17 protein-coding genes are annotated in these 21,942 nt (G+C 73.9%); 5 read left to right on the top strand and 12 right to left on the bottom strand.

Annotated features, from left to right (window positions below; genetic code table 11):
• Positions 1–119: 119 nt before the first annotated feature.
• Complete coding sequence (glnA, locus tag ACGFIA_RS21285) at positions 120–1,544, bottom strand: type I glutamate--ammonia ligase (protein ID WP_013287749.1); 1,425 nt, start codon at positions 1,542–1,544, stop codon at positions 120–122.
• A 174-nt stretch (positions 1,545–1,718) separates the two neighbouring features.
• Between glnA and ACGFIA_RS21280 the strand changes: the two genes are divergently transcribed.
• Positions 1,719–2,129: an RDD family protein gene (locus ACGFIA_RS21280; RefSeq protein WP_393261602.1), complete on the top strand. Its 411-nt coding sequence runs from the start codon at positions 1,719–1,721 to the stop codon at positions 2,127–2,129.
• A gap of 61 nt (positions 2,130–2,190) precedes the next feature.
• On the opposite strand, the gene ACGFIA_RS21275 is transcribed toward ACGFIA_RS21280, so the two are convergent.
• Positions 2,191–2,880, bottom strand: coding sequence for a DUF4191 domain-containing protein (locus ACGFIA_RS21275; protein WP_357380540.1), 690 nt, complete (start codon positions 2,878–2,880; stop codon positions 2,191–2,193).
• Between the two features lie 212 nt (positions 2,881–3,092).
• Between ACGFIA_RS21275 and ACGFIA_RS21270 the strand changes: the two genes are divergently transcribed.
• Positions 3,093–3,263, top strand: coding sequence for a hypothetical protein (locus ACGFIA_RS21270; protein ID WP_354869832.1), 171 nt, complete (start codon positions 3,093–3,095; stop codon positions 3,261–3,263).
• 152 nt (positions 3,264–3,415) lie between these two features.
• A complete protein-coding gene (locus ACGFIA_RS21265) occupies positions 3,416–6,340 on the top strand; it encodes an ATP-binding protein (RefSeq protein WP_393261562.1) in 2,925 nt (974 codons plus the stop codon).
• Here the strand turns inward: ACGFIA_RS21265 and ACGFIA_RS21260 are convergent.
• Together ACGFIA_RS21260 and lipA are read right to left on the bottom strand one after the other, a co-directional pair.
• Positions 6,322–7,956 (bottom strand): DUF423 domain-containing protein, encoded by a 1,635-nt coding sequence (locus ACGFIA_RS21260; protein ID WP_393261559.1) that lies wholly within the window; start codon positions 7,954–7,956, stop codon positions 6,322–6,324. The two genes, ACGFIA_RS21265 and ACGFIA_RS21260, sit on opposite strands and share 19 nt — an antisense overlap.
• A 59-nt stretch (positions 7,957–8,015) precedes the next feature.
• Positions 8,016–9,062 (bottom strand): lipoyl synthase, encoded by a 1,047-nt coding sequence (gene lipA / locus ACGFIA_RS21255; protein WP_357380545.1) that lies wholly within the window; start codon positions 9,060–9,062, stop codon positions 8,016–8,018.
• A gap of 356 nt (positions 9,063–9,418) precedes the next feature.
• Here lipA and aspS point away from each other — a divergent pair, with 356 nt between their 5' ends.
• Positions 9,419–10,705 carry an aspartate--tRNA(Asn) ligase gene (gene aspS, locus ACGFIA_RS21250; RefSeq protein WP_357380547.1) on the top strand — a complete coding sequence of 429 codons (1,287 nt, stop codon included), beginning with the start codon at positions 9,419–9,421 and terminating at the stop codon, positions 10,703–10,705.
• A 458-nt stretch (positions 10,706–11,163) separates the two neighbouring features.
• Here aspS and ACGFIA_RS21245 read toward each other — a convergent pair whose 3' ends face one another.
• Genes ACGFIA_RS21245 through ACGFIA_RS21235 form a run of 3 tightly spaced genes read right to left on the bottom strand, consistent with a single transcriptional unit; the run spans position 11,164 to position 14,068 of the window.
• Positions 11,164–11,556, bottom strand: coding sequence for a VOC family protein (locus ACGFIA_RS21245; protein ID WP_357380549.1), 393 nt, complete (start codon positions 11,554–11,556; stop codon positions 11,164–11,166).
• A gap of 6 nt (positions 11,557–11,562) precedes the next feature.
• Positions 11,563–12,204 carry a lipoyl(octanoyl) transferase LipB gene (lipB, locus tag ACGFIA_RS21240; protein WP_357380551.1) on the bottom strand — a complete coding sequence of 214 codons (642 nt, stop codon included), beginning with the start codon at positions 12,202–12,204 and terminating at the stop codon, positions 11,563–11,565.
• 52 nt (positions 12,205–12,256) lie between these two features.
• Complete coding sequence (locus ACGFIA_RS21235) at positions 12,257–14,068, bottom strand: DUF2079 domain-containing protein (protein ID WP_393261554.1); 1,812 nt, start codon at positions 14,066–14,068, stop codon at positions 12,257–12,259.
• A 173-nt stretch (positions 14,069–14,241) separates the two neighbouring features.
• Here ACGFIA_RS21235 and ACGFIA_RS21230 point away from each other — a divergent pair, with 173 nt between their 5' ends.
• Complete coding sequence (locus ACGFIA_RS21230) at positions 14,242–15,483, top strand: PHB depolymerase family esterase (RefSeq protein ID WP_393261551.1); 1,242 nt, start codon at positions 14,242–14,244, stop codon at positions 15,481–15,483.
• 22 nt (positions 15,484–15,505) lie between these two features.
• On the opposite strand, the gene ACGFIA_RS21225 is transcribed toward ACGFIA_RS21230, so the two are convergent.
• From ACGFIA_RS21225 to sucB, 5 genes are all read right to left on the bottom strand, one after another.
• Entirely contained in the window at positions 15,506–16,405 is a 900-nt protein-coding gene (locus ACGFIA_RS21225) for a TIGR01777 family oxidoreductase (RefSeq protein WP_357476607.1), read from the bottom strand.
• A 92-nt stretch (positions 16,406–16,497) separates the two neighbouring features.
• Positions 16,498–17,508, bottom strand: coding sequence for an aldo/keto reductase (locus ACGFIA_RS21220; RefSeq protein ID WP_357380559.1), 1,011 nt, complete (start codon positions 17,506–17,508; stop codon positions 16,498–16,500).
• Positions 17,509–17,520: 12 nt separating this feature from the next.
• A complete protein-coding gene (locus ACGFIA_RS21215; protein ID WP_393261547.1) occupies positions 17,521–18,468 on the bottom strand; it encodes an LLM class flavin-dependent oxidoreductase in 948 nt (315 codons plus the stop codon).
• 137 nt (positions 18,469–18,605) lie between these two features.
• Complete coding sequence (locus ACGFIA_RS21210; protein WP_357380563.1) at positions 18,606–19,931, bottom strand: low temperature requirement protein A; 1,326 nt, start codon at positions 19,929–19,931, stop codon at positions 18,606–18,608.
• A 129-nt stretch (positions 19,932–20,060) separates the two neighbouring features.
• Complete coding sequence (gene sucB, locus ACGFIA_RS21205; RefSeq protein ID WP_357380565.1) at positions 20,061–21,914, bottom strand: 2-oxoglutarate dehydrogenase, E2 component, dihydrolipoamide succinyltransferase; 1,854 nt, start codon at positions 21,912–21,914, stop codon at positions 20,061–20,063.
• Between the last annotated feature and the right edge of the window lie 28 nt (positions 21,915–21,942).

The following is a 21,942-nucleotide window of genomic DNA, read 5'->3' as shown; positions in this document are numbered from 1 at the left end:
GGGGGGGGGCGGGGGGGGGGCGGCGGGGCGGGGCGGGCGCGGCCCCGCCGGCCCGCCCCCCCCCCCCCCCCCCCCCCCCCCCCCCCCCCCCCCCCCCCCCCCGGTGCTGACGAGCGTGCTCAGCAGTCGAAGTACATCGCGAACTCGTGCGGGGTCGGGCGCAGACGCACCGGGTCGACCTCGTTGGCCCGCTTCCAGTCGACCCAGGTGGAGATCAGGTCCGGCGTGAACACGCCGCCGTCGAGCAGGTAGTCGTGGTCGGCCTCGAGCGCGTTGAGCACCTCCGGCAGCGAGCCCGGGACCTGCTTGACGTCGCCCCACTCCTCCGGCGGGAGGTCGTAGAGGTCCTTGTCGATCGGCGCCGGGGGCTCGATCTTGTTCTTGATGCCGTCCAGGCCGGCCATCATCATGGCCGAGAACGCCAGGTACGGGTTGCTGGACGGGTCCGGGACGCGGAACTCGACGCGCTTGGCCTTGGGGTTGCTGCCGGTCACCGGGATGCGGGTGCAGGCGGAGCGGTTGCGCTGCGAGTAGACCAGGTTGACCGGCGCCTCGAAGCCGGGCACCAGACGGCGGTAGGAGTTCACCGTCGGGTTGGTGAAGGCCAGCAGCGAGGGGGCGTGGTGCAGCAGGCCGCCGATGTACCAGCGGGCGGTGTCCGACAGCCCGGCGTAGCCGGTCTCGTCGTAGAACAGCGGCTCGCCGCCCCGCCAGAGGCTCTGGTGGGTGTGCATGCCGGAGCCGTTGTCGCCGAAGAGCGGCTTGGGCATGAACGTGGCGGTCTTGCCGGCGGCCCAGGTCTCGTTCTTGACGATGTACTTGAACAGCTGGAGCTGGTCGGCGGCGTGCAGCAGCGTGGAGAACTTGTAGTTGATCTCCGACTGGCCGGCGGTGCCCACCTCGTGGTGCGACCGCTCGACGGTGAAGCCGCCGTCGACGAGGCGCCGCACGATCCGGTCGCGCAGGTCGGCGTAGTGGTCCACCGGGGGAACCGGGAAGTAGCCGCCCTTGTAGGCGGTTTTGTAACCCCGGTTGCCGCCCTCCTCGATCCGGCCGCTGTTCCAGGCGCCCTCGATCGAGTCGATGTAGTAGAACGACTGGTGCGCCGAGGTCTCGTGGCGGATGGAGTCGAAGATGTAGAACTCCGCCTCCGCGCCGAAGTAGGCGGTGTCGGCGATGCCGCTGGCGGCGAGGTAGGCCTCGGCCTTCTTCGCCACGTTGCGCGGGTCGCGGGAGTAGGCCTCGCGGGTGAACGGGTCGTGGATGAAGAAGTTCAGCGCGAGGGTCTTCTGGGCCCGGAACGGGTCGATGAACGCGGTGGCGACGTCCGGCAGCAGCAGCATGTCGGACTCGTGGATGGCCTGGAACCCGCGGATCGAGGAGCCGTCGAAGGCGAGGCCGTCGGTGAACACGCTGTCGTCGAACGACTCGACCGGCAGGTTGAAGTGCTGCATCACGCCGGGCAGGTCACAGAAACGTACGTCGACGAACTTCACGTCCTCGTTGGCGAGGTATCGCAGGAGTTCCTCGGAATTGGCGAACACACGTCCTCCTGGCAGGTCCACTCCGGTAGCTAACTACTGGCGACGCTATGGCCGGGGGGTTGCCCTGCCGTGTCTCGTCTGTTTCCGCCGTGTTACGTCGCTTGCGGAGCGTCATCCTAGCGCTCTCTGGTGCGGAATGTCGGAATTTTCGTCGACGGTCGAGGCGGCGTTACCCTGGCCGCTGTGACCGATACCGCCGCCACACCGGTGCCGCCCGCCACCGACCCCGCCTTCACCCCGCCCAGCCTCGGCCGCCGCTTCGGCGCCCTGATCATCGACTGGGTGCTGTGCCTGATGGTCGCCCGGGCCTTCTCCGACCCGGTCCGCGACGGCTGGCCGCCGGTCCTGGTGCTGATCCTGGAGTACGGCTTCTTCATCGGCCTGTTCGCCCAGACCCCCGGCATGTACCTGACCCGGCTGCGCTGCGTCTCCTGGGCCGACGGCGGCCGGATCGGGGTGCTGCGCGGACTGCTGCGCGGCTTCCTGCTGGCCCTGGTGGTGCCGGCCCTGCTCATGGACGAGCACCGGCGCGGCCTGCACGACCGGCTCGCCGGGTCGGTCGTCACCGACGCCCCGCGCCGCTGACCCGCACGAAGAAGGAGCCGGCCCCGCACGGGGAGCGGCTCCTTCTCGCGTACGCCGGAAGTCAGCGACCCCGGGTCTGCCGGAACGCGCCACGCGCCGGCCGCATGTTCTTCGGGATCGCGCCCTTGGGCATCTGCGGTCGCGCCGTGAGCGCCTTGAGCCGCTTGTCGAGGGCGTTGACGTCCTTCGGGGACAGGGCGCGGGGCAGCCGCATCAGCGTCATCCGCAGCTTGCGGACCGGCAGCTCACCCTCGCCCTGCCCGATCACGTAGTCGTGCAGCGGAGCGGTGCCGATCACCTTCGCCAGGCGGCGCTTCTCCTGGCCGAGCAGGCCGCGTACGCGCTGCGGGTTGCCCTCGGCCAGCAGGATCACGCCCTGCCGGCCCACCACCAGGTGCACCATGTCCATCTGGGTGGTGGAGCTGACCGCCGGGGTGACCCGCCAGTCGCCGCGCATGCTCTCCATGATCTGCGCCGCCGCGCCCGGCTGCCCCTCGGCGGCGTTCATCATCGCCTTGTTCGAGCGCAGGTTGAGCACGATCAGCACGGCCAGCAGGGCGAGCAGGATGCCGATCGGCAACCAGAGCCAACCCCAGGCGAGCACCGCGACCACGGTGAGCGCGAGCGGGATCAGCACCGCCGCCGCGGTCAGCGGCGCGAACCACTTGTCCTGCTTGGCGGTGAACCGGAACACCATCCCGATCTGCTTCAGCCGCTGGCCGAACGAGACCTTCTCCTGGGGCTTTGCCATACCGCAGAGTCTAGTGGTCGGCGCGCACCCCGTTGATCCGTGGCCGCCCCTGCGCCGAGGGCTGAGTACCTTACCGCCGCGGCGGCCCGGATCGGCCCGCCGGTAAGGAGGCCGGGCGGGCGAAGATCAGGCGGCGTACCCATGCACCGGGGGCACCTTCGCGCGGAGAGTCGATCTCGACAGGGAGACACCGCACGACAGGGAGATCCGAGATGTTCGGCAACGACGCAGACCTCATCCTCAGCATCCACCGCAGCCACGCCGCCGAGTTGCAGGCCGACGCGGCGCAGGACCGGCTGGCCCGGTCGTTGCCGCGCCGGCACCCGCGCGGATGGCTCGGCCGCCGCCAGCACCACGCCCGTACCACCGACGCCCGCCGGTGACCGCACCGGCGCCACCGGCCGTCGCCGCTCTCGTGGGCATGGCCGCGAGGGCGTACGCCGGTCCGGCCGTCACGGGGGCGGCCGGACCAGCGGCTTCTGTCGGCCCGGTCGGGCCGGTCGGGTCGTCGGGGCGCCGTGGCATGCTCGACGGCGTGACCGTACGCGCCGCCAGCACCGTCCTCGTCGGCCGCCGGCCCGAGCTGGCCGCGCTCGGCGACGCGCTCGCCCGGTGCCGGTCCGGCGACCCGGCGACGGTGCTCGTCGGCGGTGAGGCGGGCGTCGGCAAGACCCGGCTGCTGGAGGAGTTCGGCACACAGGTGGACGCGGCCGGCGCGCGACTGCTGGTGGGCCAGTGCCTGGAGCTGGGTGAGGCCGGCCTGCCGTTCGCGCCGTTCGCCGCCGCGCTGCGCGACGTGCTGCGCCACGACGGGCCGGCCGCCTTCGCCGGCTACGAGGCGGAGTTCGCCCGGCTGCTGCCCGAGCTGGCGCGGATGCCGGCCGGTGTGGCCGCGCCCGCCGGGCCGGCCCTCGCCGACACCCCGCGCGGCTACCTGTTCGACCTGGTCGCCGACCTGTTCCGGCGGCTCGCCGAGGAACGCCCGCTGGTGCTGGTGATCGAGGACCTGCACTGGGCCGACCGGTCCACCCGCGATCTGATCGGCTTCCTGGTGCGGGCCGCCCGCGCCACCCGCCTGCTCGTCGTCTGCACCTACCGCACCGACGAGCTGCACCGAGGGCATCCGCTGCGGCCGTTCCTCGCCGAGCTGGACCGGGTTCGCGGCGTGGACCGGATCGAGCTGGGCCGCCTCGACCGGGAGGGCACCGCCACCGTGCTGGCCGACCTGCTCGGCGTCGAGCAGATCGCCCGGACGGTGGACGAGGTGCACGAACGGACCCAGGGCAACCCGTTCTTCATCGAGGAGCTGGCCGCCGCCGGTGGCCCGGTCGGCTGCGCGGCCATCCCGGAGACGCTGCGTGATCTGCTGCTGGCCCGCGTCGACCGGCTGCCCGAGCCGGCTCAGCGGGTGCTGCGGATCGCCGCCGCCGGGGGGACCCGCTTCGCCCACCAGCTCCTCGCCGAGGTGGCCGGCCTGCCCGAGGCCGAACTGGAGGACGCGCTGCGCGCCGCCGTCGCCGGGCAGCTCGTGGTGGCCGACCCGGACGGCGACTACGAGTTCCGGCACGCGCTGGTCCGCGAGGCGGTGCACGACGACCTGCTGCCGGGCGAGCACGCGCGGCTGCACGCCCGGTACGCCGCCGCGATCGAGGCCCATCCGCACCTGGTCGCCGCCGGTCGCGCGCCGGCCGAGATCGCCCACCACTGGTACGCGGCACACGACCATGCGCGTGCGCTCACCGCGGCCCGGCTCGCCGCCGAGGCGGCGGCCGACCGGTACGCGTACGCCGAGCAGAGCCGGCTGCTGGAGCGCGTCCTGGAGCTGTGGGAGCAGGTGCCCGACGCCGCCGACCGGCTCGGCATGGACCACCTGCGGGTGCTGGAGGACACGCTGACCGCGGCGGTCACCGCCGGGGACCTCAGCCGGGCACTCACGCTCACCCGGGCCGCGCTGGCCGAGGTCGACCCCGACGCCGAACCGCTGCGTGCCGCGCGCCTGCTCGACCACCGGGGCCGGCTGTTCGCGCTGCTCGGCAAGAGCGACGGCGCGGCCGAGCTGCGCGAGGCGTACCGGCTGGCGGCGGGCGCGCCGCACGGCCCGGAACGCCTCGGCGTGCTCGCCGACATCGCGTCGCACCTGATGAAGGTCGACCCCCGGGAGGCCGCCTCGGTCGCCGCCGAGGCCGCCGCCGGCGCGTCCGAGGTCGGCACCGACCTGGTGCTGCTGCCCACCCGGATCGCCCTGCTGCACCGCATCGACGGCACGCCGGAGCGCGGGCTGGCCGAGCTGCGCCGGGTGGAGGCGCGGGCCCGGGCCGCAGGCGACTCGTGGGCTCTGGTCAGCGCCCTGGTCTTCCTCTCCGACGTGCTCTACGAGCTGGGCCGCTACGACGAGTCCGAACAGGCGGCCGCGGCCGGGGTGAGCGAGGCACGCCGGGTCGGCATCAGCCGCTCGATCGGGGCGTACCTGCTGTCGAACCGGGCCGAGGCGCTGATCGCGCTGGGCCGCTGGGACGAGGCGGACGCCACCTGCGCCGAGGCGGCCCGGATCGACCCGCCCGGTGTGTCCGGGCTGCACTGGCTGCAACTGCGCGCGGGGCTCCACTTGGCCCGCGCCCACCCCGGCGCGGACGAGGTCGTCGGGCGGGCGCTGGCGTTCCTCGGCCGGCCTTACCTCTGGCCGAACCACCGGCTGCCGCTGCACGAGCTGCGCGTCGAGGCCGCGCTCGCTGCCGGCGACCGGCCGGAGGCGGTACGCGCGGCGCGCGCCGCCCTGGCCGACGCGCACCTGACCGACCTGCCCCGCGAGGGCTGGCCGGTGCTGAACGCGGTGGCGCGTACCGCCGCGTTGACCGGGGACGCGACGCTCGCCGCCGACGTGTCGGCGGTGGCCGCCGCGCTGCCCGCCCGGCATCCGGCCGAGCACGCCCACGCCGCCCACGTCACGGCGATCCTCGGCGGGATGACGCCCGCCGGTCCGGCCGGCGGGCTCGCCGCGTGGCGGGCGGCGGTGGCGGCGTGGCGTAAGGCCGGGCAGCCGTACCCGCTGGGCCGGGCGCTGCTGGGGCTGGCCGAGGCGGCAGCGGCGGCCGGTGAGCGCGACGAGGTGGCCGCCGGGGTGCGGGAGACGGCCGAACTGGCCGCCCGGCTGGGCGCCACCCCGCTGGGCGAGCAGGCGGCGACGCTGGCCCGCCGGGTCGGGCTGCGGGGCACCGGGCGACCGGGTCCGGACCTGCTGACCAGCCGGGAGCGGGAGGTGCTGCGGCTGGTCGCCGAGGGGCACAGCAACAGCCGGATCGCCGAGCGGCTCTTCATCTCGCCGAAGACGGCGAGCGTGCACGTGTCCCGGATCATCGCCAAGCTCGACGTGACCAACCGGGTGGAGGCCGCCGCGCTGGCCCACCGCCTCGGCCTGCTCGAAGCTGCGCCGCCGGGCCTGCGTCAGCGGCGCGGCAGGTAGATCCGCCAGCCGGGCACCGTGACCACGTCGAGCCTGCCCGGTGCGGTGCCGACGCGCTGGTCCAGCCGCGCGGCCAGCGGTGAGCCGGCCGGTGCCACCCACGCGGCGTCCGGGTCGGCCGCCACCTCCCGCCGGTACGCGGGCAGCCTGTCGAACCCAGGGCTCAGGTCGTCGTCGACCACGGCACAGAGCACGTTCTCGCCCGTCGCGTAGGTGAGCCGGTTGCACGTCCAGTAGCCGCCGCGTACGTGCCGGACGTCGAGCGCGCCGAGCGTGTCCACGAGCGACCGGTGCCGGTCGGCCTCGGCGTGCACGTCGGGCGCGGTACGGATCACGTCCACAGTGGCCGCCGCACCGGTGCCGAGCACGCCCGCGAGCACCGCCAGCGCCCCGGCCCCCGCCACCCGGGCCATCCCGCGCCGCCGGGCAGCGGGGCGGGCCGTCCGGCGGGCGGCGAGCGGGCGGGCGGCCCGCCACAGTGGCCAGAGCAGGGCGGGCACGGCGACCGCCAGGCACGACAGGTAGCGGCTGCTCTCGATCGGCGTCCGCCCGGCCGCGTTGCTCACCGCGTACGCGGCGAGGACGCCCGCCGCGCCGCCGAGCAGCGCCAGCCGTACCCCGGCCGACACCCGCTCCGGCGAGGGCGGGCCGCCGGGAGCACGGCGGAGCGTGTGCCACGCGGCGAGCACGGCGAGCACCAGCAGCACCGGGAACGCGACGGCCCACCAGAGCTGCCAGGTGGCGCACCGGCCGGGCGAGCAGAAACCCATCGCCAGCGGCGGCCCGAGGACCAGCCCGCCGTGCAGCCGGTCCACCCAGTCCGCCGGTGCGCCCGTGCCACCTGCCGCCAGCACCGCGGCCACCGGGTTGCGGCCGTGCCGGATGCTGTCGGCGAGCATCGGCGCCGCGCCCAGCAGCAGCGCACCGGCCAGCACCATCCCGGCCCGTCCGGCCAGTTCCCGCCACCGCCACGCCACGAGCAGCGCGCCGAGCGTCAGCACGTACGGCAGGATCAGTGGGTCCACCCAGAGCAGCACCCCGGCGATCAGCCCCCAGGCCGCCCAGCGGGGCAGCCGCGCGCCCGCCCCGGTCACACAGAGGCCGACCGTCAGCAGCGCCAGCGCGGCGCCGGCCGGGTTCAGCTCCGGGTAGCCGCCACCGGCGATGAGCTGGTTCTTCACCACCCGGTCGGAGCCGAGCGCCAGCACGGCGACGACGAGCAGCGCGTACCAGCGGTCACCGCCGAGTCGCCGGGTCAGCCACCAGGACAGCAGCAGGAACAACGCGTACAACGCCAGCGTGGGCAGCCGCAGTACGAGCACCGACGGCCCGGCGAGCGCTACCAGCGGCGCGGCCAGGTACGCCTCCAGCGTGCCCATGTACGCCTGGCCGTAGAACCACACCGGGAAGCCGTCACCATCGGCGATGTGCAGGGCGGCCAGCCCCATCGTCGCCTCGTCGCTGTTCGCGGGCGGCACGTCGGCGAACAGCAGCGCCAGCCGGTAGCCCACAGCGGCGAACCCGACGAGCACCGCGAGCAGCGTCGGAGACGGCAGCCGCCGGGGCGTACGAGGGCGCACGGTCTCGCGTGGCTCCTCGCGTACCCCGGCGGTCATGCCTGTGATCATGACATCCGGCGCGCGGCGGTGGTGGGCGACGCGGTGACCGGCCGGCCTCAGCCGGCGACGGCGACCTGCTCGCGGGCGGCGAGCGCCTGCTGGTAGAGGCGGCCCGCGCGGTACGACGAGCGGACCAGCGGGCCGCTCATCACGCCCGCGAAGCCGATCTCCTCGGCCTCCTCGCGCAGCTCGACGAACTCCTCCGGCTTCACCCAGCGGGTCACCGGGTGGTGCCGGGGGGAGGGGCGCAGGTACTGCGTGATGGTGATCAGCTCGCAGCCCGCCTCGTGCAGGTCGCGCAGCGCCTGGGACACCTCGGCGCGTTCCTCGCCCATGCCCAGGATCAGGTTGCTCTTGGTGACCAGGCCGTCCGCGCGGGCCTGGCGGATCACGTCCAGCGAACGCTCGTAGCGGAACGCCGGCCGGATGCGCTTGAAGATGCGCGGCACCGTCTCCACGTTGTGCGCCAGCACCTCGGGCCGCGAGCCGAAGACCTCGGCGAGCTGCTCGGGCACCGCGTTGAAGTCGGGGATCAGCAGCTCGACACCGCAGCCGGACTGCAGCGCGTGGATCTGCCGGACCGTCTCGGCGTAGAGCCAGGCGCCGCCGTCGGGCAGGTCGTCGCGGGCGACACCGGTGATGGTCGCGTACCGCAGGCCCATCGCCGCCACCGACTCGGCGACGCGCCGGGGCTCGTCGGCGTCGAACTCGGCCGGCTTGCCGGTGTCGATCTGGCAGAAGTCGCAGCGCCGGGTGCACTGGTCACCACCGATGAGGAAGGTGGCCTCCCGGTCCTCCCAGCACTCGTAGATGTTGGGGCAGCCGGCCTCCTGGCACACCGTGTGCAGCCCTTCGCGCGAGACGAGCCCGCGCAGCTGGGTGTACTCCGGGCCCATCTTGGCCTTCACCTTGATCCACGGCGGCTTGCGCTCGATCGGCGTCTCGGCGTTGCGCGCCTCGATCCGCAGCATCCGCCGCCCCTCGGGGGCGACAGTCGCGGTGCGCGCTGGCTGCTCAGTCGTCGGCGCGGATTGCTCGATCGTCACAAAACCGAGCGTACGCCGGTCGGCGCCGGTCGATGAACGGCGGGCGACGGCCGTCACGCCCGAATCGCTGTGACACCGGACACCAAGGGCGAAAAAACCCGGTCACAGCGACGCCTGCGCGGTGCTAGCGTGCCGGGCAGAGCTGTGACGGAGCCGAGTAACGGACCGATCCGTCAGTCGAGAGAGCCGCCGGTTGCTGCGAGGCGGTCTGGCGCCGGTCCGCGAAGACCCTCCCGAGCTGCGGGAAGAACGGCGCGTCGCGCCCAGTAGAGCCCGCCCGGCCGGCCCCGGTGAAAAGGCGACGAACGAGGCTCCCGCCCTGGCGGGGGCGAAGGTGTGGTGGCACCGCGAGGTTCCCGCTCGCCCACACCTCCCTGGGGATCGCGTTGCGATTGGTCAAGGAGGTAGTCGTCGTGCAACGCATCCTGTCCACAGAACTCCCCGCCCAGGTGGGCGCCGTCGTGCGGCTCGCCGGGTGGGTCCACCGCCGCCGGCTGCTCAAGTCGGTGGCCTTCCTGATCCTGCGGGACGCCGCGGGGCTCGCCCAGGTGGTGGTCGCCGCACCCGCCGTGCGCGAGCAGGTCGAGGCGCTCACCGAGGAGACGGTCGTCGAGGTCGTCGGCACGGTGGTCGCGAACCCCGCCGCGCCCGCCGGGGTCGAGGTCGTCGAGCCGACGGTACGTCTGCTCGGGCCGCCCGCCGTCCCGCCCCCGTTCGACCTGTACCGGCCGGTGCTCACCGCCACCCTGCCCACCCAGCTCGACCACGCGCCGGTCGCGCTGCGGCACCCGGTCCGCTCCGCCGCGCTGCGGATCTCGGCGGCGGCCGTGTCCGGCTTCCGGGCCACGCTCGACCGCGAGGGCTTCGTCGAGGTGCACACGCCGAAGGTGGTCGCCTCGTCCACCGAGAGCGGGGCGAACGTGTTCGCGCTGGACTGGTTCGGGCGGCCCGCCTATCTGGCCCAGTCGCCGCAGTTCTACAAGCAGCTCATGGTCGGCGTCTTCGAGCGGGTCTACGAGGTGGGGCCGGTGTTCCGCGCCGAGCCGCACGACACGGTCCGCCACCTGGCCCAGTACACGTCGCTCGACGTCGAGCTGGGGTTCGTGGCCGACCACCGGGACGTGATGGCGGTGCTGCGGGACACCCTGGCCGGGATGCTCGACGCCGTGGCCGACCGGGCCGGCGGTGCGCTGGCCACGCTGGGCGTGACGGTGCCGGCGGCACCGGCCGAGATCCCGGCGGTGCACTTCACCGACGCGCTGAAGATCGCCGGAGCGCCGGCCGACGAACCCGACCTGGCGCCGGCGCACGAGCGGGCGCTGGGGGAGTGGGCGCTGCGCGAGCACGGCAGCGACTTCCTCTTCGTCACCGGCTATCCGATGGCGAAACGCCCCTTCTACACCCACCCGGACCCGGCCCGGCCCGCGTACTCAAACGGTTTCGACCTGTTGTTCCGGGGCGTCGAGCTGGTCACCGGCGGGCAGCGGCTGCACCGGCACGCCGACTACCTGGCCGCGCTCGCGGCGCGGGGCGAACCGGTGGAGCCGTACGCCGGGTACGTGGACGCGTTCCGGCAGGGCATGCCGCCGCACGGCGGCTTCGCGATCGGGCTGGAGCGGTTCGTCGCCCGGCTCACCGGCGCGGCGAACGTCCGCGAGGTGACCGCCTTCCCGCGCGACCTGCACCGCCTCACGCCCTGACGACGGGCCGGTGCGGCCTGCTCCCTGCCGGCCGGGGGGCTTGCTCGTCGGCGTTTCGCCGGCGCCCTGGTTGGCGGAGGGCGGCTCAGTGGCGACTGAGAGTGAGGAAGGGGCGCGTCGTCGATCGTCACGTTCGGTGATGGCGTGTCCGGGGTCGCCGGGAGGCCCTGGTGGCTGACGGATCGCGCTGAACAGGGGTTATGACGAACGGCGGCCGAGCGGGAGGGATGGGTTTCTGCGCCCTTTGCTCTGCAGCCGCGGGCGCAATGATCGACCATGAGTTACCGCTGCGTATCCGGCTGCAGAGCAAAGTCGCCAGGAGGACGTATGCCTCGGGTGCCGGAACGTCGCTCACGGTGACGACCGTCAGATCGGATCCGGAGGGCGGCGAGCCGGACCGGTCGGCCACCGCGCGTCGAGCGGACGCGCGGTGGCCGAGGGCGGGGGAGAGAGGGCGGTCAGGCCGGGCCGAGCAGGTCCCAGGGGTTGCCGGCGATGTCCCGGAAGACGGCGACGCGGCCGTACGGCTCGGTGCGGGGTGGCCGGACGAACTCGACGCCCGCGTCGAGCATCCGGCGATACACCGCCTCGAAGTCGTCGACCCGGAGGAAGAAGCCCACCCGGCCGTGGGTCTGGTCGCCGACCGCACCGGACTGGTGCTCGCCGTCGGCGCGGGCCAGCAGCAGGCCGGTGCCGCCGCCGGGCGGGCGTACCACCACCCAGCGTTTGGGCCGGCCGTCGTTCGTCAGAGAGGGCGTGTCCTCGGTCAGTTCGAAGCCGAGCACCTCGGTGAAGAAGGAGATCGCCGGGTCGTACTCGGTCACGACGAGCGTGACCAGGTCGAGCCGCACGGGGGCTCAGACCCGGGTCAGCGTCGGCAGGTGCCGTTCGACCACCGGCAGCACGTCGGCGACGGTGATCGGCCGGCCCAGCTCGGCGGTCAGCGAGGTGACCCCGGCGTCGCGGATGCCGCAGGGCACGATCCGGTCGAAGAAGCCCAGGTCGCAGTCGCAGTTGATGGAGAAGCCGTGCAGCGTGACGCCGCGGGCCACCCGGATGCCGATCGCGGCCACCTTGCGGGCCGGGCCCCTGTCGTCCTCCGGCACCCACACGCCGCTGCGGCCCTCGACCCGGCCGGCGGCCAGCCCGAACTCGGCGCAGACGTCGATCAGCAACTGCTCGGTGCGGCGGACGTAGGCGACCACGTCGACCGGGTCGGGCAGCCGGACGATCGGGTAGCCGACGAGCTGCCCCGGGCCGTGCCAGGTGATCTTCCCGCCGCGGTCCACGTCCACCACCGGGGTGCCGTCCATCGGCCGGTCCCACGGCTCGGTGCGCTTGCCGGCGGTGTAGACGCTGGGGTGCTCCAGCAGCAGCACGGTATCGCCCCGCTCGCCGGCCACCACCGCCTCGTGCAGCCGGCGCTGTTCGTCCCAGGCGGCCTGGTAGTCGAGCAGGCCGGCGTGGACGGCGGTCAACCCGGAAGTCGTCACGCTCACCCGTCCAGCCTAGTCCCGCCGTCCGGGAACCGGACCCGTGAGCCTCGTCGCGTCAGTCCGGCACCCGCCACAGCCAGACGTCCTCCACCCGCTCGGGCGGGCCCAGCAGCGCGGTGGCGGTGCGCCGCAGCGCCTCCTCGTCGACGTCGAACTTGGCGCCGTGCACCCGGTCCGGCAGCACCACCGCCTGGACGCCCCAGTAGCGCAGGTCCGCCCGGGACTCGCGGATGCTGCCGTCGGTGATGATCGGCACCAGCCCGGTCCGGCCGGCCTGGTCCATCAGCGAGTCGAAGGTGCGCGGCACCGGACCGATCCGGCCCCGGCCCTCCGGCCCGCCCGGCCCCAGGAAGAACCCGGACGGGATCCGGAACTCACCCTGCCGGTGGGCGAGCGCGTACGCCTGCCAGCGCTGCCCGTCCGGGTAGACGTCGACGGTCAGCGGCAGCGGGGTGAGCACCCCGTCGGGCGGGACGTAGCGCTGCCAGGCACCGGTGGTGACGAACGCCGGGACCGGTTCCCGGACGCTTGTCAGCAGCGGCGTGGGCACCAGCGGCAGCAGCGCCGAGACGAAGCCGAGCGCCCAGGCGAACCCGCTCACCCGGTGCCGGGGCGGGCGGGCGCGCAGCGAGTCGATCGCGTACGCCAGCAGCAGGCCGATGACCGGCGCGACCACCAGCGCCAGCCGGGACGGCAGGGCCGCGTTTATCACCGGCAGGTTGTCCAGCACCCCGAACGGCAGCGTCTGGTCGAAGCGGCGGCCGTTCCACTTGACCGACGGGCCCCAGGACAGCACCGCGAAGACCACCGCGGTCACGCCGAGCGCCGCGAGCGTGGCCCGGAACGCGCGGTCCGCGCGCCGCCACAGCAGCGCGAAGCAGGCCACGGCGAGCAGGAGCAGCGGTACGCCGAAGAACGAGTTCTCCTCGGTCGGGTTGGGCGCCAGCGAGGTGCCCCACCCGGCCCAGCCGGCGAGCGAGCGGCGCGGGAACGACCCGTACGCGGCGATGTCCTCGGAGTGGATCAGCGGGTCGAACCCGGTGCCGTGGAACCGCTGCGGCCCGAGGAAGTGCAACCAGAGCGGGTACGCCAGCAGCGCCCCGGCGACGAGCGCTGTCACGCCCAGCCCGGCCGCCATCCGGGGCAGCGCGGCGCGCGCCTCGGACCGGCGGGCCGGGTGCAGCGCCCAGACGGCGAGGAACACGCCGAGCGCCAGCGCGGTGAAGAACAGCCCTTCTGCGGCGATCGAGAACGCGACAGCCACCAGCAGGCCCAGCACGATGCCGCCGGTGACCGCCCGGCCGGTCCGGCGCAGCCGGAACACGCCCCAGATCAGCAGCGGCACCAGCCATCCGGCGGTCCAGTTCAGGTGCGCGTTCGCGTGCGACACCATCGCCGGGCAGAAGGCGATGAACAGCGCGCCCACCGCGGCGGCCAGCCGGCTGCGCACCAGGTGGCGGCTGAGCAGCCAGTACCAGGCCACCGCCGTCGCGGCCAGGTTGAGCGTCAGGATCACCAGGAACGTCGCGGGCGGCCCGATCAGGTAGGTCAGCGGCGCGAAGACCGCCGCGTACACGGTGATCGAGGTGTTCACCGCGAGGTTCACCCCGTCCGGGACGTTGATCAACGTGGTGTACAGCGGGTTCTGCCCGTGGGTGAGCGCGTGCCCGCCGAACGCCAGCAGCCACTCGAACAATGCCTGGTCGCTGGAGTTGACGGTGATGGCGCGGCTGTTCGGATCCCGCCACATGCCACTTGTCACCCAGAGGGCGAGGGCCAGCGCGGCGAGCGTGACCAGCAGGTCGGCACGCCGGTCGCGGACGCGTGTCGGCGCCGGGCCGGTGGCCGGGGACGGGGAGGAGGGCACGCAGCGGACGTTACCAACCGGACCTGGGCAGACCGCCCGGACGCGGAACTCGCCCGCACACTTCGGCGGTCGTGAATGTGTGAGCGGCGGCCATTCCGGTGTGACGAAACGCAGCCGTAACGTCTCGGCAACCCGGAGGTGACTCAGTTCACATTCCACGATCGGGAGGTCCCGTGCCCCGCTCCTCATCCCTCATCGCCCGCGTCGCCGGGGCGGCGGCCGGGGTCGTGCTGGCCGCGGCCACCGCGCTGGTCGCCGCCCTCCCCGCCCAGGCCGCCACGCTCACCCAGGTCACCGGCTTCGGCTCCAACCCCGGAAACCTGGCCATGTACGCGTACCGCCCGGACGGACTGCCGGCCGGCGCGCCCGCCGTGGTGCTGCTGCACGGCTGCGTGCAGAACGCCTCCACCTACGTCGCCAACTCCGGCTGGCAGAAGTACGCCGACCAGTGGAAGTTCACGCTCATCGCGCCGCAGCAGCCCAGCGGCAACAACGCCAACTCCTGCTTCAACTGGTTCGAGACCGGCGACACCGCGCGCGGCCAGGGCGAGGCGCTGTCGATCAAGCAGATGGTCGACTACGCGAAGACCACGTACGGCACCGACGGCACCCGGGTCTACGTCAGCGGCCTCTCCGCCGGCGGCGCGATGAGCGCGGCCATGCTCGCCGCCTACCCGGACGTCTTCGCCGCCGGTTCGATCATCGCAGGCGTCCCGTACCGCTGCGCCACCAGCACCGTCACCGCGTTCAGCTGCATGAACCCGGGCGTGGACAAGACCCCGGCGCAGTGGGGTGACCTGGTCCGGGGCGCGTACGCCGGCTACTCCGGCAAGCGGCCCCGGGTGGCGATCTGGCACGGCACCAGCGACACCACTGTGGCGACCGCCAACGCCGCCGAGTCGCGGGACCAGTGGACGAACGTGCTGGGCCTGTCGACCACCCCGACCAGCACGTCCACCCTGCCGGCCGGCACCAGCCTGGAGGTGTACGGCAGCGACCAGGTCCGCCTCTACCGGGTCTCCGGGATGGGCCACGGCACCCCCGTCGACCCGGGTACGGGCGCGGACCAGTGCGGCACCGCCGGGGCGTACTTCCTGGACACCATCTGTTCGACGTACCGGGACGCGGTCTTCTTCGGGCTCGGCGGCGGTGGCGCCTCGCCGAGCCCGGCCCCGACGGCGACCGCGTCGCCCAGGCCGACCGCCTCGCCCACACCGACCGCGTCACCCACGCCCACTGCCGCGCCGGTCTGCGTCACCGCCAGCAACTACGCGCACGTGGTGGCCGGGCGGGCGTACCAGTCCGGCGGGTACGCCTACGCGCTCGGCAGCGGGCAGCGGATGGGCCTCTACAACACCTTCTACACGAGCACGCTCAAGCAGACCGGGCCCGCGTACTGGGTGATCGGCTGCTGAACCGCCGCGCCGCCCTCGCCGCTCAGCCGGTGAGGGCGGCGCGCAGCGCGCCCTGCAGGTCCGGATGCGTCCACGGGAAACCGGCCCGGTCCAGCACCCCCGGCAGCACCCGCGTGCTGGTCAGCGCCTCCTGCGCGAAGCCGCCGAGCGCCACCTTCAGCGCCAGCGCCGGGATCGGCATGATCGCCGGGCGGTGCAGCTGCCGGGCCAGCTCGCTGGTGAACTCGGCGTTGGTGACCGGCGCCGGGCCGACCACGTTCACCGCACCGGCCACGTCGTCGCGGGCGAGCAGGAACTTCGCGGCGTCGAGCCAGTCCCGCATCGCGATCCACGGCAGCCACTGCCGCCCGTTGCCCAGCTTGCCGCCGACGCCGAGCCGGAACGGCAGGAGCTGCGGCTTGAGCAGGCCGCCGTCGCGGTGCAGCGGCAGTCCGGTACGCAGGCGCACCACCCGTACGCCGGCATCCTCGGCCGGACGGGTCGCGGCCTCCCAGACCCGGCAGACGTCGGCGAGGAACCCCTCGCCGGCCGGCGCCTCCTCGGTGACCGTCCGGTCGCCGGTGTTGCCGTACCAGCCGACGGCGGAGGAGTTCAGCAGCACCGCGGGCCGGTCGGCGGCGGGCAGGCCGGCGATCGTGATGGCGAGCGTGGTGGTGCTGTCCACCCGGCTGGTCCGGATCAGCCTCCGGTACTCGTCGTTCCACCGCTTGTCGCCCACCCCGGCACCGGCCAGGTTCACCACCGCGTCGGCCTCGGCGACGCACTGCGGGTCCAGTTGCGCGGCGGACGGGTTCCACTGCCGCTCGGCGGGTGTGCGTGGTGGGCGGCGGACCAGGCGGGTGACCTGGTGGCCGTCCGCGGCGAGGCAGTCGACAAGTCGGGTGCCGAGGAAGCCGGACACGCCGGCCATGAGGATCCGCATGCTTCCATCTTCGAGTACGGAGCGCGATTCGGATGCGTGGAGCGAAATCACTCACTCGTCACACCCGCGTGCGCAGTAGTTGTTCGGGCGGGTCAGGCGTCGGCCGGGGCGGTGCGCAGGTCGGCGAGCAGACGTTCCACCTCGGCGAAGGCCGCCTCCGGCAACGGCCCGTACGCCAGCGCGCCGATGTTCTCCTCGGCCTGCGCCACGGTCCGGCAGCCGGGGATCGGCAGCGTGTGCGGGCTGCGCGCGAGCAGCCAGCCCAGCGCGCCCTGGGCGAGGCTCCGGCCGTCGGAGGTCAGCGCCTCGCGGACCCGGGCCACCCGCTGCGCCCACTCGGCGCGCGGTACGCCGCCGGTGAACCAGTCCAGCCACTCCGGTGCCACGCCGCGCACGTCGTCGCCGCCCCGGGCGGCCGGCGCGTCCTGGTACTTCGCGGTGAGCAGGCCCATCGCCAGTGGCCCCCGGTTCAGGGCGGCCAGGTCGAACTCCGCGCACACCGCGAGCATCGCGGCGTTGTCCCGCAGCACCGACTGGTCGTGCTGGATCGCCGCGCAGTGCGGTCCGGCCTCGGCGAAAGCGCGCGCCGAGGCGGGGTCGTCGGTGCTCCAGCCGTACGCCCGGATCTTGCCCTCGGCGACCAGATCCTCCAGTGTGCCGACAAGGTCGATCGCCCGCGGCACCGGCAGGCCGCCCAGGTGGAGCTGGTAGAGGTCGACGTGGTCGGTGCCGAGCCGGCGCAGCGAACCCTCCAGGCTGCGCCGCGCGTACTCGGCGCTGGCGTCCTCGCCGAGCGCCTGGCGGGTCTCCTCGTCGGTGGGGTAGCCGAACTTGGTGGCGATGACCGCCCGGTCCCGGCGGCCGGCGAGCGCGCGCCCCAACACCCGTTCGCTGTGCCCCGCGCCGTAGTTGCTGGACGTGTCGAACAGCGTCGCGCCCAGGTCGAGGGCCCGGTGCACGGTACGCACCGACTCGTCGTCGTCCACCTCACCCCAGCCGAGCGGTTGGCTGCCGTCCCAGAGCGGGCCGCCGATCGCCCAGCAGCCCATGCCGATCGCGCTGACCTCGATGCCGCTGCGGCCCAGCCGTCGTGTCGTCGTCATGCGCCACAGTGTTCACGTTCGAGTGGGCTCGAAGTCCAGCTCTTTTCCCGCCAGCCGGGGCAGGAGCGGGGCGAGCGCGTCAACGGCTCCGGCGCGTACCACGAAACGGGTGACGCCCCAGCGGCGCCGGTGCCCGGCCACCGCCGAGACGATCTCGTCGGGGGTGCCGGCCAGCACGAACGGGGTGGCCAGCACCTCCGCCGGGGTGAGCCCGGTCTCGGCGGCCGTCCCGGCGGCGGCCGCCTCCGCGTCGTCGGTCACGGCGACGTGCTGGACCAGCGCCTCCAGGACCGGCGGCGTCTCCCGTCCGGCCGCACCGGCCGCCACCTGCGCGAGTTGCGCCTCGATCTGGTCGGCCCGCCAACGGACGGTGTGCTGGTGGCCGTCGGGCAGCGTCCGGCCCAGGCCGGCCAGGCCGACCACGTCGGCGTGCCTGCCGGCCCAGCGCAGCAACGTCGAGTTGGAGGCGCCGACGGTCAGCGGGATCCGGTCCCGCACCGGCCGTGGCCGGTCGAGACGTGCCGCGTACGCGGTCAACTCCTCGGTGTCCACGGTGACCTCGTCGCCGGCCAGCAGCGCCCGTACCGCCTCGGTCACCTCGACGCAGCGGCGGACCCGGCCGGCGACGTCCGGGCGCTCGCGCCCGACGGCCCGCCACTCGGCCGGCGTGTGGCCCGCGCCGACGCCGAACCGGGCCCGCCCGCCGGAGACCACGTCCAGGGTGGCCACGTCGGCGGCGAGCAGGATCGGCTCCCGGACGCCGGCATTGGAGACGTACGAGCCCAGGCCCAGCGTGCTGGTCACCGCCGCGGCGGCGGCCAGCGCGACGAACGGCGACGCGCAGGAGCCGGGGTGGTCGGCCGCGAACAGCGCGTCGAAGCCGGCCGCCTCGACGGTACGGGCCAGCTCGGTCCAGCTCGCCGCGTCTGTGGGGTGGGCCTGTACGGAGAAGGTCGCCATCGCCCCAGCATCGGCGCGCGCCGGGCCGCGGGCCACCCCGCGCGCCGATTCTGCCGACGGCCGAACCGTAAGGAAGGGCCCCTTCTTAACGCCTGAGGAGGTGAAAGGGCCCCTTCTTAACAGCCGGGCACCGGGGTTCACTCGCCCTCGTCGGGCCGGTCGTGCCAGCGGGCCCGCCAGGCCGCCTCGTGCGCCTCGTGGCTGGCGCGTTCCTCGAACACCAGCTTCCGCAGCGCGTGCCGGCCCTCGGCGAAGACGATCACCTCGACGGCCACCATGCCCACCGTGACGGCCGTCAGCAGGCCCAGCGCCGCCAGCCCCGGCACCCGCTCCGCGACCGGGATGGTCACGCCGAGCAGCAGCGCCGTGCCGACCCGGGTCCAGCTCAGCGTGTGCAGGGTACGCAGCTGGAACAGCATGTTGCCGCAGAGGTAGCAGATGACGCCGCCGAACAGCAGCGGCACGCCGGGACCGTGTGCCGGCTCGCTCGGCGGCACGTTCGGGTCGGCGATGTCGTGCACGATCGTCTCGGCGCCGAGCGCGAACAGGATGATGCCCGCGATCATGGGCAGGAACAGGTACGCGTACGCGTCCCGGGCCATCGCCACCCGGGGGCCGTCCTGCGCGGCGTGCAACGCGATCCGGGCGGCCGGCCCGACCATGTCGTAGTGCGCCCACCAGAGCGCGGCGGTGAAGAAGATGCCGAGCACCGACGCCGCCACGGCCGGCCAGGTGGGCGGCTGCCCGAGCAGGTTGCTGCCCACGCCGACCGAGATGACCGACTCGCCCAGCGCGATGATCAGGATGAGGTCGTACCGCTCGGTCCAGTGTTCGGCCGACGCGACGCCCCAGCCCCAGGTGCCGGCGAGTATGCCGGTGCCGTACTGGAGCAGGATGGCGGCGCCCCACAGCACGTCCCGGAGCACGGCCGCCGAGAACAGGTCGTCGATCCTCGGCGGCAGCAGTGCGGCGATCAGCAGCAGCGCGGTGCTGCCGATCAGCTCCGGGGCGAACCGGATCAGCTGCCGGCGCTCGTTCGGGCTGTCCCGGACGGCGTGCCGGTAGAGCAGCAGGTGCACCAGCCGCAGGACGGTGTAGCTGAGCGCCGCGACCATCGGCCCGGCCGCGTTGCCGCGCGGGTCGCGGAACGCGTTCGGCAGCGACAGCGCGAACGTGAACAGCGCGGCCATGCCGACCGTCATGAGCACCGGGACGAAGCCCTCGCCGAGGCGTACCCGGGTGGCGACCACGCTGTGCACCACCCACGACCACCAGAGCACGGCGAGGACCAGCAGGGCGTGCAGCAGCGCCCCGCCGGTCACCTGGAGCGCGGTGGCCCGGGTGATGATGAAGAACGAGAAGACGAAGACCAGGTCGAAGAAGATCTCGAACCGGTCGACCCGGGCGCCCGGGGCCACCGGCACGGCCGGCCCCAGGCGTCCCCGCCACCCGTACGAGCCCACCGGCCGAGTCTGTCAGCGCGCGTCCGGGCCGCGGGGCGATTCCGGTCAGCCCGGCCGGCGGCGTAACCCGTCCCGGCACGAGAAGGGGCGCGCGGCGTGTCGCCGCGCGCCCCTCGATCCGTCTCGGATCTACAGACCCAGCTCGGCCTCGAAGTTGCCGCCCTCCAGCCGCTCCTTCACCGCGGTGAGGAAGCGGGCCGCGTCGGCGCCGTCGATCAGCCGGTGGTCGTACGACAGAGCCAGGTAGACCATCGACCGGATCGCCACGACCTCGCCCAGCTCCGCGTCGTTGACCACGACCGGGCGCTTCACCACGGCACCCGTGCCGAGCATCGCCGACTGCGGCGACGGCACGATCGGGGTGTCGAACAGCGCGCCCCGGCTGCCGGTGTTTGTGAGCGTGAACGTCGCCCCGGCCATCTCGTCCGGGGTGATCTTGTTGGCCCGGGTGCGCTCGGCCAGGTCGGCGATCCGCTTGGCCAGGCCACCCATGTTGAGGTCACCGGCGTTGTGGATGACCGGCGTGAGCAGCCCGCGCTCGGTGTCCACCGCGATGCCCAGGTGCTCGGCGCCCGGGTAGGTGATCGTCCCGCCGTCCAGGTCCATGCTGGCCTGGATGATCGGGTACGTCTGGAGCGCCTCGATCGCGGCCACCGCGAAGAACGGCAGGAAGGACAGCTTCACGCCGTGCTTGGCCTGGAACGAGTCCTTGGCCCGCGCCCGCAGCTTGGCGACCTTGGTGACGTCGACCTCGACGACGGTGGTCAGCTGCGCCGTCTCGTGCAGGGACTGCTGAAGACGCTTCGCGATGATCGAACGGATCCGCGGCAGCTTCTCCGTGGTGCCCCGCTTGACGCTCGGCTCCGGCTTGGCAGCCGGCTGGGCCGGGGCCGGTGCGGACGGGGCAGCGGCGGCGGCCGGCGCGGGCTTGGCGGCCTTCGCCTTCTCGGCCGCCTCCAGCACGTCCTGCTTGCGGATGCGGCCACCCACGCCGGTGCCCTTGAGTGAGCCCAGGTCCACGCCGTGCTCGGCGGCGAGCTTGCGCACCAGCGGCGTCACGTACCCGGCGGCGTCCTCGCCGTGCTCGGCCGGAACGCTCCGGCGCTGCGCGGCGGCCGGCGCTGCCGGCTGCGCGGCCTCCTCGGCCTTGACCGGCTGGGCGGACTGCTCCGCCTCGGCGGCCGGCTCGTTGTAGGAAGCGCCAGGGGTGGGCTCCTCGACCTTCGGCTCCGGCTTCGGCTCGGCCTTGGGCGCGGGCTTCGCCTCGGCCTTCGGCTCCGGCTTGGGCTCGGGCTTCGGCTCCGCCTTCGCGGGCGCGGCGCCGGCCACCCCGACGATCGCCAGCACGGCGCCGACGTCGGCGGTCTCGTCCTCGGCGACCTTGATCTCCTGCAGGGTGCCGGCGACCGGCGACGGGATCTCGGTGTCGACCTTGTCGGTGGAGACCTCCAGCAGCGGCTCGTCCACCTCGACGGTCTCGCCGACCTGCTTGAGCCAGCGGGTGACAGTTCCCTCGGTGACGCTCTCGCCCAGGGCCGGCATGGTCACCGGCGTGCCCTCGCCCGATGGCGCGGCGGCCTCGGCCGGCTCCTCGACGGCCGGCTGCTCGGCCTCGGCGCCCGGCTCGGCGGCGGCCTCGTCGGCCTCCTCGGCCTGCTCCGGCTCGGGGCCGGTGCCCTCGGCGGCGGCCGTCGGCTCGGTGGCCGGCTCGGCCTCCTGGGTGGGCGCCGCGCCGGCGTCCTCGCCCTCGCCCGCGATGACCGCCAGTTCGCTGCCGACCTCGGCGGTCTCGTCCTCGCCGACCACGATCCGGCTCAGCACGCCCGCCGCGGGGGACGGGATCTCGGTGTCGACCTTGTCGGTCGACACCTCGAGCAGGGGCTCGTCGACCTCGACGGTGTCGCCCTCCTGCTTGAGCCAGCGCGTGACGGTGCCCTCGGTGACGCTCTCGCCGAGCCGGGGCATGGTGACCGATACCGGCATGTTCTCCAGACTCCTTCATTCCCCTGGT

The organism is Micromonospora sp. NPDC049203, from assembly GCF_043197215.1.
Lineage (GTDB): Bacteria > Actinomycetota > Actinomycetes > Mycobacteriales > Micromonosporaceae > Micromonospora.
The sequence above is the reverse complement of the archived record's forward strand: the minus strand, read 5'-3'. Positions and strand labels throughout refer to the sequence as shown.

Coding starts and splice junctions, on each gene's coding strand:
- ACGFIA_RS21260 (WP_393261559.1), bottom strand. CDS start 7,956: ATGACCGCCGGGGTACGCGAGGAGCCACGCGAGACCGTGCGCCCTCGT.
- sucB (WP_357380565.1), bottom strand. CDS start 21,914: ATGCCGGTATCGGTCACCATGCCCCGGCTCGGCGAGAGCGTCACCGAG.
- ACGFIA_RS21275 (WP_357380540.1), bottom strand. CDS start 2,880: ATGGCAAAGCCCCAGGAGAAGGTCTCGTTCGGCCAGCGGCTGAAGCAG.
- ACGFIA_RS21215 (WP_393261547.1), bottom strand. CDS start 18,468: ATGGCGACCTTCTCCGTACAGGCCCACCCCACAGACGCGGCGAGCTGG.
- ACGFIA_RS21225 (WP_357476607.1), bottom strand. CDS start 16,405: ATGCGGATCCTCATGGCCGGCGTGTCCGGCTTCCTCGGCACCCGACTT.
- ACGFIA_RS21220 (WP_357380559.1), bottom strand. CDS start 17,508: ATGACGACGACACGACGGCTGGGCCGCAGCGGCATCGAGGTCAGCGCG.
- ACGFIA_RS21270 (WP_354869832.1), top strand. CDS start 3,093: ATGTTCGGCAACGACGCAGACCTCATCCTCAGCATCCACCGCAGCCAC.